The 13343-nt window shown below is 55.8% G+C and carries 8 protein-coding genes and 1 tRNA gene; 7 read left to right on the top strand and 2 right to left on the bottom strand.

Going from position 1 to position 13343, the window contains the following annotated elements:
- Positions 1 to 131: 131 nt before the first annotated feature.
- A tRNA-Met gene (locus QY332_05230) sits at positions 132 to 203 on the top strand.
- A 166-nt stretch (positions 204 to 369) separates the two neighbouring features.
- On the opposite strand, the gene QY332_05225 is transcribed toward QY332_05230, so the two are convergent.
- On the bottom strand, positions 370 to 1260 hold the full coding sequence (locus QY332_05225) for a helix-turn-helix transcriptional regulator (protein ID WKZ37329.1): 891 nt from the start codon (positions 1258 to 1260) through the stop codon (positions 370 to 372).
- A 304-nt stretch (positions 1261 to 1564) separates the two neighbouring features.
- On the opposite strand from QY332_05225, the gene QY332_05220 reads away from it, so the two are divergent.
- The 6 genes from QY332_05220 (at position 1565) to QY332_05195 (ending at position 12454) form a co-directional block, all read left to right on the top strand.
- Complete coding sequence (locus tag QY332_05220) at positions 1565 to 2248, top strand: SprT family zinc-dependent metalloprotease (GenBank protein ID WKZ37328.1); 684 nt, start codon at positions 1565 to 1567, stop codon at positions 2246 to 2248.
- Between the two features lie 136 nt (positions 2249 to 2384).
- Positions 2385 to 9275 (top strand): PAS domain S-box protein, encoded by a 6891-nt coding sequence (locus QY332_05215; GenBank protein WKZ37327.1) that lies wholly within the window; start codon positions 2385 to 2387, stop codon positions 9273 to 9275.
- The gene (locus tag QY332_05210) at positions 9247 to 10296 is read left to right on the top strand and encodes a response regulator (protein WKZ37326.1); all 1050 of its coding nucleotides are present in this window, start codon (positions 9247 to 9249) and stop codon (positions 10294 to 10296) included. The genes QY332_05215 and QY332_05210 overlap by 29 nt, the downstream gene beginning before the upstream one ends.
- Entirely contained in the window at positions 10293 to 10943 is a 651-nt protein-coding gene (locus QY332_05205) for a response regulator transcription factor (protein ID WKZ37325.1), read from the top strand. Before QY332_05210 ends, QY332_05205 begins: the two co-directional genes overlap by 4 nt.
- A gap of 69 nt (positions 10944 to 11012) precedes the next feature.
- Positions 11013 to 12011, top strand: a complete 999-nt coding sequence (locus tag QY332_05200) for a response regulator (GenBank protein WKZ37324.1) — start codon at positions 11013 to 11015, stop codon at positions 12009 to 12011.
- Between the two features lie 14 nt (positions 12012 to 12025).
- Complete coding sequence (locus tag QY332_05195; GenBank protein WKZ37323.1) at positions 12026 to 12454, top strand: hypothetical protein; 429 nt, start codon at positions 12026 to 12028, stop codon at positions 12452 to 12454.
- 40 nt (positions 12455 to 12494) lie between these two features.
- Here QY332_05195 and QY332_05190 read toward each other — a convergent pair whose 3' ends face one another.
- The gene (locus QY332_05190) at positions 12495 to 13343 is read right to left on the bottom strand and encodes an SMP-30/gluconolactonase/LRE family protein (GenBank protein ID WKZ37322.1); all 849 of its coding nucleotides are present in this window, start codon (positions 13341 to 13343) and stop codon (positions 12495 to 12497) included.

Raw genomic sequence — 13343 nt, 5'->3', positions numbered from 1 at the left:
GTATTATAGCAGGGTGTTTGCGGGAATATTCAACGAATTTTAGCGTTCCAATGGTTTTAATATCAACGGAACCGCATGAAGTTGACAAATGCCCCCTCCCATAGTACCATTTGCCCCGCTCTATCCACAACGCCGAGGTAGCTCAGTGGCAGAGCAGGGGACTCATAAGCCCTTGGTCGGGAGTTCAAATCTCCCCCTCGGCACTACAGACCACCACAAGGTGGTCTTTTGCTTTGCCCGGGATTTCGCAGGCTCAACATATCTCCCCCTCGGCACTACAGACCACCACAAGGTGGTCTTTTGCTTTGCCCGGGATTTCGCAGGCTCAACATATCTCCCCCTCGGCACTAGTGTCGACAAACAAATTCATCAACGTTTTTGTTTATCGGGAAAAGGCGCCAATTGCACATACCCCTGCCCTGTTTTATCCAGGATCTTTTCTATCCGCCCGGCTGTCCTTCTGTTCAAGGGCAGGATCTGTTGCAGGTACAGGTCGCCATATGGCGTCAGGGCAAGCAGGGACTCGACCGCGACAATACTATGATCACTTTCCACGTCCGGTTCGTCAAAAGTGGTGTGGAAATCATCACGGCTTTCAAACACCATCCTGCGCCAGCAGCGTTCAAAGGACGGGTATTTTTTATCGTCAAGCAGTTCCTTCAGCAAACTCGAGAAATAGGGCTTCGAACGGACGCGCAGGCTGCGTCTTCGAAAATAGCGCGCATTGATCAATGCGTATTGATCCCACCTGTCCTCCCCGATCAGTTCACGGAAGTTCGAATCAGCGTGGAACACATAGCGCATCTGGTTGAACCCCCCCGGACCGTTCCCCGCGGTTTCCATCAGGACCGCGGGCACATTATAGAATTCAAGCAGGCAGTGATTGACCAGCAACACATCACAAAACGAATCCGTGACGAGCACCGGCAATGTGATCCGTCCAACTTGATCCCCCATTTCATTGATAAAAGCCTGTGCGTCGAAACCGGACCAGGCGTCATCGTGTTCCTTGCGGAGCGCGTCGTGCTCCGCAACGCCGCTGGCAGCGAACATGAATTCCTGGCGTTCCAGGGTGGTCAATCGAAACCCATCCGCCAGTTTCAGGAGGATATTATCCTTTAGCAGCGACCTCCTTTCCCCGCGTTCAATATTGCTGATGATCGCAACATCCACGCCGGATTTCTCAGCCAGTTCCAACTGCGTCCAGCGCATATCATCACGCAGGGATGCAACCAGCGCGCCGAATTCAAATCGATCCATGAGGTCTCCCGGACATAAAGGTTCTAAAAAATATCTTCGAGTCTACTATTGATTATTTTACAACAGAATATTGATTTTTTATTTTGATGTTTGCCCAACTGGGGGGATAATGGGTATAGACCATGAAGTTGGCGGAGCGAATCAGGGGCTGAGTGACCTTGCTGCCGAGAGCGCCATACTCATAAAGGGGAAACGCCTCGGAATTTGTTACATGGGACAGTCACTTGACTGTCCCAAGGGGTCTTTTCCGCCGCAGAAGCGGTTTTTTGTTTTCATTTACCCGCCGCATAAGTATAATTCCAGCATGACATCGGAATCCGGCCAAATCAAAATCGATCAGCTGATCCGCAGCAAACGACGCACGCTGGCGCTCATCATCGAGAGGGATGGCAGTCTCACGGTCCGTGCACCGAAGCGGGTGACGGCGGCGGATATCAAGTCGTTTGTTCAGGAAAAAGCTGCATGGATCATCCGCACACGGGAGAGGATCAAATCCATTGCACAGACTCCCAAAAGGCAGTATCTGGGCGGCGAGAAGTTTCTATTTCTGGGGAAGGAATATGAGCTGGAGCTTGTCGGGCCGCAGCGCCCGGCTTTGAAATTCAACGGCGGCTTCCGGCTGGCGAGCAGCGCGCAAAAACGAGGCGAGCGGGTTTTCGCACAGTGGTACAGGGAGCAGGCACTTGCGGTGATCGCGGAACGCGTACATATATATTCAAAGCAGCACGGGTTCGCGCCAAAGCAGGTGAGGATTTCGTCCGCCAGAACGCGCTGGGGATCATGCAGTGTACATGGGACATTGAATTTCACCTGGCGGCTGGTGATGGCTCCGCTGGATGTGATCGATTATGTGGTTGTGCATGAACTGGCACACCTGCGGGTGAAAAACCACTCCGGCAGGTTTTGGAGGGAGGTGGAAAGGATAATGCCCGAATACAGGGAACACAGAAATTGGCTGAGGGTGCATGCTGAAAAACTGAGCTTGTAAGTTTCCGGTCTGGAAAGAGCGGCGGCATGGGGGTATCCGGTTCCAGGTAGGGGAATCCCTTATTCTTTTTTTGTTCCTATCATGTGAGAATCCACCCCAGGAGCGCATTTATATTGCGCGGAGAAAGGAATCCTTTATGCCTCCCAAAAAAGGAAAAACGGCTTCGAGCGCCCCGTCCAGTATGCAAGGGGACAGCTTCGAAATGCTCTTCAAAAACCATCCCATCCCCATGTGGGTCTATGACCTGGAAACGCTGGCATTTCTGGACGTTAACGATGCAGCCGTAAAAAAATACGGGTACACGCACAGGCAATTTTTAAAGATGACTCTCAAGGACATTCGCCCGGCGGAGGATGTCCCCCACCTGATGGAGGATATAGGGAAAAAGCGGCAGCCGTTTCAGTCTTCAGGACCATGGCGGCATCAACTAAAGAATGGAAAGATAATCGATGTGGAGATCACATCACACACCCTTGAAGTTGAGGGATGCAGGTGCGTGCTTGTGATGGCACAGGATGTGACGGAACGCAGGCGGATGGAGACGGCATTGCAGGAGAGCGAAGCCCGCTACCGCGACCTGGTGGAGAACAGTCACGATCTGATCTGCACGCATGACCTGGAGGGAAACCTGCTCTCGGTGAACGAGGCCGCCGTAAAATTGACAGGCTACCCCCGCAAAACGCTGCTCAGGATGAACTTGAAAGATGCACTTGCGCCGGGTGGCGGAAGAGATTTTGAAGCCTATCTCGGAAAGATACAGGCACAGGGCCGGGCGCGCGGCGAAATGCGCGTCCGGATTGCGGACGGACAAATCCGCATTTGGGAATATGACAATTCCCTGCGCACGGAAGGGGTGGAAAAACCTATCGTGCGTGGAATGGCACGCGATATCACAGAACGTAAACAAGCGGAAGAGGCTCAGAGAAAGGCTGAAATTTATCACCGCTCCTTATTTGAACAAACCCAGGATGCCGTATTTATCCTGGATTTGGAGGGACACCACCTGGAGACAAACCAGCGCGCCGCTGACATGCTGGGATATCAGATCGACGAGATAAAGGGGCTTAGCGTATCGGACACATCCGCGGAGCAGGGGAAAAGCAGGGAAGTGGTCAGGCGGTTATTAAACAACGAGCTCGTTGCACCGTACGAACGCATCTTTCGCAGGAAGGATGGAAGCAAGATCCCGGTTGAGGTCAATGTGGAATTGGTGAAGGGGGAAGACGGAACCCCCCTTTATATTCAAAGTGTGGCGCGTGACATTACCGAACGCAGGCAGGCGCAGGAGGCGTTGCATGAAAGCCAAATGCTCTTCCAACAGGTGTGGGAGTCGACCTCTGATGCAATGGCAATCTCCGACCCGCAGGGGATCGTTCTGGCTGCCAACCCCGCCTATTACGACCTGTACGGCTATGAGCCCAAACTGGTGATTGGGGGAAGTTTTGCGAATATTTTCGGGGAGGAGGACCGCGCCTGGGCTGTAGAACAATATAAACTGGCTTTTTCCGCAAAAACAGCGCCTGCAAGTTTTAAATCCATTGTCCGCAGGGCGGATGGAAGCACGCGCAGCATCGAATCACGGGTCACCTTCCTGACCTCCGGCGGGAAGCGCACAGCCATGCTCTCGACCATCCGCGACATCACCGAGCAAAAGCAGGCGCAGGATGCCCTGCAACAGAGTGAGCAGCTCTTCAAGAACGCCTTTCAACATTCCGCCATTGGCATGGCGCTGGTCTCCCCGCAGGGGCAATGGTTAAAGGTAAATTCAAGGATATGCTCGATCCTCGGCTATTCTGAAGGGGAGCTTCTCGCATTGACCTTCCAGGACATCACCCATCCCGATGACCTGGATGTCGATCTGAAATATGTCAGGCAATTGCTGGCCGGAGAGATCGAAACCTATACAATGGAGAAAAGATATATCCGCAAAAATGGCGGGGTGGTCTGGGCGCTGCTGGCAGTGGCGCTGGTAAAGGACAACAGCGGAACCCCCCTGTACTTTATCTCGCAGGTTAAAGACATCACCGAACGCAAACAGATGGTAAATGAATTGCTCAAGAGCGAGCAGCGCTATCGGACATTATTCGATAATACGCCGGCAGCAATTTTCGAGGAGGATTTTTCCGAGGTCAAAAAACACCTCGATTCCCTGAAACAACAGGGCGTCACGGATTTCCGCGCTTATTTCAACTCTCATCCCGAGGCCGTCCGCGAATGTGCGGGGATGATCCGCGTCCTGGACGTAAACCAGACCGCATTAAAAATGTACCATGCGGAAAGCAGGGAGGCTTTGCTCGAAAGCATGCTCGTTCAATCCAGGGGAGAGCAGGAGCATAACCACGAGGATTTCATCGCCATTGCGGAGGGCAGGACCAGCAACAGCTGGGAAGGGGCGGATGAAACGCTGACAGGCCAACCCCTCGAGGTCAACCTGAGCTGGTCGGTCACCGCGGGACATGAGCATGATTTTTCAAAAGCCATAGTCACAAGCGTGGACATCACCGAACGCAAACGGGCGGAGCAGGCGCTGTACGAAAGCGAGGAAAAACTTCAGAATATCATCCGCCACAGCAGCAGCCTGTTCTATACGCATACCGCGGATAATGTGCTGGTATACGTCAGCCAGCAGGCGCGGGAGATCCTGGACTGCGAACCGGAAGAAGCCATGGTGCACTGGCAGGAATTTCTTTCCGACAACCCATTGAACCAACGAGGCATCGAATCCACCGAATACGCCATCCGGACGGGAGAGCGCCAGCCCTCGTACCAATTGGAACTCGTCACCCGCAAGGGACGCAGGATCTGGGTGCAGGTGGACGAAAGCCCGATGGTCAGGGATGGAAAGACCGTCGCCATTGTAGGCTCGCTCACCGACATCACCGAGCGCAAACAGGCGGTGGATGCATTGCGGAGGACCGAGGCGCACCTGGAGGAAGCGCAACGCATCGCCCATGTGGGCAGTTGGGACTGGATCGCCGCGACCGATACCCCCCGCTGGTCGAAGGAACTGTGCAGAATCCTGGAGATTGACCCCGATAAACCTGTGCCCTCCATGACTGAGCAGGACAAACTCTATACGCCTGACAGCATGGTGCGCATGAGAGCAGCGGTGGAAAAAACCCTGCAAAACGGCGAACCCTATGAGATCGAACTGGAACGGGTGCGCGTAGACGGTTCAAGAAGATGGCTGCTGGCGCGCGGCGAGCGCTGGCTCGATGAACGGGGAGAGCTGGTCGGGCTGCACGGCACGGCTCTCGACATCACCGAACGCAGGCAGGCGGAGGAAAAACTGCGCGAAAGCGAGGAACGCTACAAAAGCATTTCGGAGGACATGCCCGCCATGGTCTGCAGGTTCAAAGCGGACGGGACGTTGACCTTCATCAACTCCTTCTATTGCGAGTATTTCGAAACACCGCGCGATAAACTTATTGGAAGCAATCTGTTCTCCCTCATCCCGGAAACGGAACGGGAACTTGTGATGGGAAACTATCTTTCGCTCAACCGCGAGAAACCGTATATTTCCTATGAATACAAGACAACCGACGGGAGAGGCGGGGAACGCTGGCAGCGCTGGACAGACCGCGCCCTGTTCAACGAGCAGGGAGAAATCTTCGAGTACCAATCCATTGGAGAGGACATCACCCAGCGCAAGCAGGCGGAGAATGAACTAAAAACTTCTCTTTCGATGCTCAACGCCTCCCTGGAATCCACTGCCGATGGCATCCTGATTGTGGACAGGCAGGGAAAGATTACGCTTTGGAATCAGAAATTCGCCGATATGTGGAAAATACCGGAAGAAATTCTCGCCGATCATGACGATGCAAAAACCATAAACTACATCCTGAACCAGCTTGCCGATCCGGAGCAGTTTATATCCAAAGTCAGTACATTGTACGAACAGCCGGAAGAATCGAGTGTAGACCAGATCCAGTTTGCAGACGGGCGCGTGTTCGAGCGTTATTCCCAGCCTCAAACAATCGGATCCAAAATTGAAGGCCGTGTCTGGTCATTTCACGACATCACCGAGCGCACACAGGCGGAACAGGAAAAACAGCGCCTGATCCGCGACCTCGGCGAACGGGTAAAGGAAGTATCCTTTTTACATAATGTCGCCAGGATCTTCATGGATTACTCCCGCCCGGAGGAGGAGGTCCTGCAGGATGTCATCAACAGCCTGCCCTCCGCGTGGCAGCATCCGGAGATCACCCGCGCCCGCATAACATTCCATGACCGGGAGTTTGCCACGCAAGGGTTCCGCGAAACCGCGTGGATGCAAACCCAATTCTTTGATATTTCCGACGGCAAACGCGGCTCCATCGAGGTGGCCTATCTGGAGGAGAGACCGCGGGGGGATGATGGTCCCTTCATGAAGGAGGAACGCCGGCTGCTTGAGTCGCTGGCCGAAAAACTGCAGACCTATATGCGGGGCATCCAGGCAGACAGGGCGATCAACCGCCAGGTGACCGAGCTGGAAACCCTGTATGAAAGCGGACTGGCCATCAGCCGCCTGCACACGCCGAATCAAGTCGCCCACGCAGTGATCGAGATCCTTGGCCGTAGGATGGACTGGCATCATATTGCCATCCGTGAATACGAACCCAGATTCAACAGCGTGAACCTGGTCGGATTCCACAAACCAAGCCTCAGCGCGGAGGAGGCGGAAGATCATATCCAGGAAATGAACGGGATCATTACCAATTCCCGTCAGGGTTTGAGCGGCTGGGTGACGTTGAATGGAACCTCCCTGCGTGTGCCGAATGTGAAAACGGATGAGAGATACGTGGATGTGTTTCCCAATATCCTCTCCGGGTTATATGTGCCGCTTAAGATTGGCGAGCGGGTGATCGGCTCCATTTCGGTGGAAAGCGAGGCGGAGAACGCGTTCACGGAACACGATCAGCGCCTGCTGGAGACCCTGGCCGGGCAGGCCGCGATTGCCATCGAAAATGCAAACCTGTTCACCACACTGCAATCCGAGTTGATCGAAAGACGGCTGATCGAGGCGGAAGTCCGTCATTTGAATGCCGAGCTGGAGGAGCGTGTGCGCGAACGCACCCTGCAGAGCGAAGCCGCAAAACGCCGCCTCGAGCTTGCCACGCACGCCGGGCAGATCGGGGTCTGGGAATATTATCCCGCAGAAAATACAGTCATCTGGGACGAACGGATGCACATGATCCACCACATCCCGGCCGGGGAGTTCGACGGCACTCCGCAGGCCTGGGCGCAATCGATCCATCCCGACGACCTGGAAAAAACGGGGATCGACAGGCAACTGGAGGTCACACAGGACCTGTTACTGAACAGGGAACACCGCATCATCCTGCCCAATGGTTCGGTCCGCCATATTTCCACCAGCTCGGTGACGGTCTTCTCCGATAACGGGGAAGCGGAACGCGTGGTGGGCATCAGCGTGGATATTACCGACCGCAAACAGATCGAGCAGGCCCTGAGCGCGAGCGAAGCCTACGCCCGCCTGCTCTTCGACGCCGCGCCTGATCCCGTCTCGGTGACGGAGGCGGACGGGACCGTGCGGGATGCCAACCGTTCCTTCGAACAACAGCATCAATTGAAACGCGATGAGATCCGCGGCAGGCGCATCTCGGAACTCGGCATCTTCCCGGCCGGGGAATCCGCGAGGCTGCAGGACTACAATCTCGCCATCATGAATGGCGAAAAAACACCGCCGGTGGAGCTTACCTTCCATGCGCCCGGAGACGGCCGGCACGTCCTGGAAATGCACTCCTATCCCGTTGAAGTGGGCGGCAGACGGCTGGTTTTGAGCACAAGCCGCGATATCACCACCCACAAACAGGCGGAGGAAGCCCTGCGCTTCGCCAACGCGGAGATGGAGAATGCCCTGCGGATCAAGGATGAGTTCCTCGCCAACATGAGCCACGAACTACGCACACCGCTTAATTCCATTATCGGCATTTCCGAAAGCCTGGAGGAACAACTGGTCGGCGGGCTGAACGAGAAACAGGAGAAATACGTCCGCATCGTCAAGGAAAGCGGGCACCACCTGCTCGACCTGATCAACGATATCCTCGATATTTCCAAGATCGAAGCGGGGCGCATGGAGCTCGACCTGCGCGCCTTCTCGGTGGAAAAGCTGTGCCAGTCCAGTATCCGCATGGTCAGGGAACTCGCCCAGAAAAAATCGCTGGACGTCTTGTTCCAGGTGAAGGGAAATGTGAAGATCATCTCAGGCGACGAACGCCGTTTGAAACAATCGCTGGTAAACCTGCTCGGCAATGCGGTTAAATTCACAGAGACTGGAAAACGGATCGGGCTGGAGGTGGAGGGTCACCCGCAAAGGAACGAGGTCACGTTTACCGTTTGGGATGAGGGAATCGGCATCGCGCAGGAGGATCTACAACTGCTCTTCAAACCGTTCGTACAACTGGATGCCGGTCTGACGAGGGAATACCAAGGCACGGGCCTGGGGCTTGCCCTGGTGGCACAAATGGTGCGCCTGCACGGCGGGCACGTCCGGGTGGAAAGCGAATGGGGCGCGGGCAGCCGTTTCATCATCACCCTGCCCTGGGGGGCGGAGGAGCAAAATGCCGAGGTGAAGGGCACCGGTGAGCTTTTGCCCCCGCACCAAATGCCGGCTGGGAAGCACAGCGGCAGCGTTTTGCTCGTCGAGGATACAGAGATCATCATCTCTCTCCTGAAGGAATTTTTGACCCATAGGGGGTATCAGGTATTCATTGCGCGCAACGGCAGGGATGGCATCCAACTTGCAAAGAGCGAGCGCCCCGACCTGATCCTGATGGATATAATGATGCCCATGATGGACGGGCTGGAAGCCGCAAAGCTCCTCCGCGAAGACAATGACTTCAAACAGGTTCCCATCATTGCGATGACCGCGCTGGCAATGCCCGGCGACCGCGAGCGCTGCCTCGCCGCCGGCATGACCGATTACATGAGCAAACCGATCCGAATTGACGAACTCGGAAAAATGATCGAACGTTACATACCCGCGGAAGGCAGGTCAAATGCAGAGCAAAATACTGATCGTGGATGACGACCCGGCTGGCATTGCCACCCTCGAATCGATCCTCGACGGGCAGGGCTATGAGATCCTGTCCGCGCAAGATGGGCCGGCCGCCCTGCACATGGCGGACGCATCGATGCCGGACCTGGTCCTGCTGGATGTGATGATGCCCGGTATGAACGGCTTCGAGGTCTGCCGGCGCCTGCGCGCTGCACCGAAACTTGCCGAGGTCCCGATCATCATTCTCACCGCCCTGGATGACCGCGCCTCGCGCCTGCAGGGCATCGAAGCCGGCGCAGACGATTTCCTCACCAAACCGGCAGACAGGCAGGAACTGCGCCTGCGCGTCAATACCATCCTGAGGCTGGACCGCTACCGCACCCTGCTGACACAGCGCGAGAATTTACAGCAGATGGCGGAGCGTGTGGTCACGGCACAGGAACAGGAACGGCGGCGTCTCTCCCGCGAACTGCACGACGACCTGGGACAGGCGTTGATCGCCCATATGCTGCGCCTGCGCAGTCTGCAAATGGAGCCACCCATCCAGACCGGCCTGCTCAACAGGGAGCTTGAAGACCTGATCGCAGATACCAACCAGACCATTCAGAGAATGCGCCAGCTTGCGCAGGATATCCGTCCCAGCATGCTGGATACGCTGGGGCTGCGTTCTGCGCTGGAAACCTACAGCCGCGAATTCGGTTTGCGCGCCGGCCTGCCCATCCACGTCGAAGTCGACGAGAAACTCGCGGACCTTTCCGATGTATACTCGATCACACTCTACCGTTTTTTACAGGAGACCCTGACGAACGTGATCAAGCATTCAAAGGCAACCCAGGTCTGGGTGGATCTGATCGTGGACGAGCACGCCATCATATTAACCGTGCAGGATAACGGCATCGGCTTCACCAGCGAAGATCGTTCCTCCGGGAGAAGCATCGGCTTGAGCGGCCTGGGCGAGCGGTTAATGCTTGTGGGAGGCCATTTAACCATCACATCCGCGCCCGCAAAAGGGACGATCATCTCCGCCCACCTGCCGCTGGAGGCAGCATGATCCGCATCCTGCTGGCGGAGGATCATTCCCTGGTGCGGGCAGGCTTGCGCGCCCTGCTCGAACGCGCCCATGACATCCACGTGGCCGGCGAAGCGTCCAACGGGCAGGAGGCCATCGAAAAAACGGTGGAACTCAAGCCGGATGTGCTCGTGATGGATATCATGATGCCGCGCCTTAATGGCATCCAGGCCGCCGAGCAGATTCGCAGCCTGAAACTGCCTGTCAACATCCTGCTGCTGTCCATGTATGCGGAGGAGGGATTGGTGCATCAGGCTCTGCAAAGCGGCGTAAAAGGCTATGTGTTGAAGACCTCGGCCGGCGAGGAATTATTACAGGCGATCCACACCGTGGCACGGGGGGAAACCTTCCTAAGCGCCACGATCTCCTCCATTGCGACACAAAGCGCAATGCGCCCGAAGGCCCCGCAAAGCAACAATCCGCTGGACGCCCTCTCGCCGCGCGAGAAGGAGATCCTGCAATTGATCGCCGAGGAACATACCAGCGGCGAGATCGGCAAGCTCCTCTTCATCAGCGAAAAAACCGTGGAAAAGCATCGCGCAAACCTGATGGAAAAGCTGCTCGTGCGCAACCTGGCCGGGCTGGTGCGCCTGGCGATCAAACACGGCCTCATAGATAAAGACCGCTGATAGCATGGGAATTTTCCGTATGACAATTTCCGGCATAACACAATTTGCGGCAGCGACCAAGGAGGTCCTATGTCCAGCACAATCCTGATCGTAGATGATGAACCCGCCGGGCGGCACACGCTGGAATCCATTTTGGAGGGGCAGGGGTATATCCTGGAAATGGCGGAGAACGGCATGGAAGCCCTGGAAAAGATCCGCCAGATCCTGCCGGATGTGATCCTGCTGGATGTGATGATGCCCGGCATGGACGGCTTTGAGGTCTGCCGGCGCATCCGCAATGACCCTTTACTGGCCGAGATCCCGATCATCATGCTCACCGCCCTCGACGACCGCAAATCCATGCTGAGCGGCCTGGAATCCGGCGCGGACGATTACATCACCAAGCCGTATGACCGCTACGAATTGCGCGCCCGCCTGCTCGGCATTACGCGCCTGAACCGCTACCGGAAATTAGTGGACGAACGCGCCAACCTCGAAGCGGCGCATGAACAGTTATTATCCGCCTACGATGCCACCATCGAAGGCTGGTCACGCGCCATGGATCTGCGCGACCATGAGACCGAAGGCCACACCCTGCGCGTGACCGCCCTCGCGGAACGACTGGCGATCCGCATGGGCATAAAGAACGAGGATCTTGTTTACCTGCGCCGCGGCGCGCTCCTGCACGATATCGGCAAACTGGGCGTCCCGGATGCGATCCTGCTAAAGCCTGATAAATTAACAGAGCAGGAATGGGAGATCATGCGCAAACACCCACAGTATGCATATGAAATGATCCAGCCCATCGAATACCTGCGCCCCGCATTGGATATTCCCCACAGTCACCACGAAAAATGGGATGGGACTGGATACCCGCACGGGTTGAAAGGGGAGGAGATTCCCATCGCCGCGCGCGTCTTTGCCATCATGGATGTGTGGGATGCTTTGACCTCCGACCGCCCCTACCGCCCCGCATGGAGCAGGGAAAAAGCGCTGGAATACATCCATGAACAATCCGGCGGGCATTTTGACCCCAACGTTGTGGAGCAGTTCAATATCATGATGGATTCAGGCCTGCTCGAAATTTAACAGGAAAACAACCCATGAACATACTCTCCGAAGCCCTGCTTGAAATCCGTGAACATAACGGGGCCGATTACAAACCCTTGATAGATTACCAGGCCTGGCGCGTGGCGTTGATGAATTACACGCCCGATCTTACGCCCGACAGGATCCACCAAATGCAAAAACACACCGAAACCGATGAGGTCTTTGTTCTACTGACAGGACGCTGCATCCTATTCATCGGCGAGGGCGAAGAGATGGTCACCAACATCCATGCGGTGGATATGGAGCCGTATAAACTTTATAACGTAAAGCAGGGCGTTTGGCACTCGCATACATTCAGCAGGGAGGCGCGCGTGCTGATCGTGGAAAACTGCGACACCGTGGAAGCCAATTCGCCGTTTGCACCGCTTTCCGGAAGTCAGTGCAGGGAAGTTGTGGAATTAACAGGGAAGTTGTGGAATTAAATGCATAGGGCGGGGTAACCCCGCCCATGCTTTCGTTACATTATCCAAACTCAAACGTCGGCATTCCCTCAACATTTGTCATCACTTTGAACAGCCCGCCGGAGAGCGGGTATTTTATTAATTCCGCTTCGCTCATGTTTTTTCGCGCCGAGGTGACGTACAACTCGTTCATATCCTTCCCGCCAAACACGCAGGAGGATGTCTGCCGGGCGGGGATGGGGATCTGCGCGAGCAATGCACCCGAATTCGGATTCCATCTCGTCACCTGCGCCCCGCCCCACATGGCGATCCATAGATTGCCGTCCGTGTCAGAGGTCATGCCGTCGGGCCAGCCAAGGTCTGCAGGCACACGGATCGCCACGCGCTGGTCCGTAATTTGGCCGGTACCAACATCATAATCGAAGGCTTTGACTTCGCGGGTGGGCGTATCAATATAATAGAATATTTTGTGATCCGGACTCCACGCGAGGCCATTGGAGATATGAATGTCATCCAGCAGGCGTGTTGTATCTTTTCCGTCGAATGAATAAAGCGCACCGCTGGCTTCTTTTTCGTCCATGTCCATTGTCCCGGCCAGGAGGCGTCCCGCAGGGTCACATTTGCCGTCATTGACACGGTTGGCGGCGGGCTCGCTCAAAGATGCAAGAACCGTCTCTCGCAGCGCAGCCGGCGCGAGGTCCGTAAAAGAGGCGCGTTTGCCGAGCAGGAGATGTCCATTTTTACATGGGGCAAGACATCCGACGAAGTCATCCAGTTGGGCAAGCAGCTCCGTTCCTGCATAGATGCGCTTTTCAAGAATGTCCACCCAGTACAAGGTCCGGGTCTTTGCATCCCATGCGGGACTCTCGCCCAGCGCCGCCCTGGCGTCGAGGAACAATTCGGTTTTCAT

It is taken from the genome of Anaerolineales bacterium (genome assembly GCA_030583885.1).
Classification (GTDB): domain Bacteria; phylum Chloroflexota; class Anaerolineae; order Anaerolineales; family Villigracilaceae; genus Villigracilis.
Note: the sequence above shows the minus strand (reverse complement) of the source record. Positions and strands in the feature narration are given on the sequence as shown.

Coding starts and splice junctions, on each gene's coding strand:
- QY332_05225 (WKZ37329.1), bottom strand. CDS start 1,260: ATGGATCGATTTGAATTCGGCGCGCTGGTTGCATCCCTGCGTGATGAT.
- QY332_05220 (WKZ37328.1), top strand. CDS start 1,565: ATGACATCGGAATCCGGCCAAATCAAAATCGATCAGCTGATCCGCAGC.
- QY332_05215 (WKZ37327.1), top strand. CDS start 2,385: ATGCCTCCCAAAAAAGGAAAAACGGCTTCGAGCGCCCCGTCCAGTATG.
- QY332_05210 (WKZ37326.1), top strand. CDS start 9,247: ATGCAGAGCAAAATACTGATCGTGGATGACGACCCGGCTGGCATTGCC.
- QY332_05205 (WKZ37325.1), top strand. CDS start 10,293: ATGATCCGCATCCTGCTGGCGGAGGATCATTCCCTGGTGCGGGCAGGC.
- QY332_05200 (WKZ37324.1), top strand. CDS start 11,013: ATGTCCAGCACAATCCTGATCGTAGATGATGAACCCGCCGGGCGGCAC.
- QY332_05195 (WKZ37323.1), top strand. CDS start 12,026: ATGAACATACTCTCCGAAGCCCTGCTTGAAATCCGTGAACATAACGGG.
- QY332_05190 (WKZ37322.1), bottom strand. CDS start 13,343: ATGAAAACCGAATTGTTCCTCGACGCCAGGGCGGCGCTGGGCGAGAGT.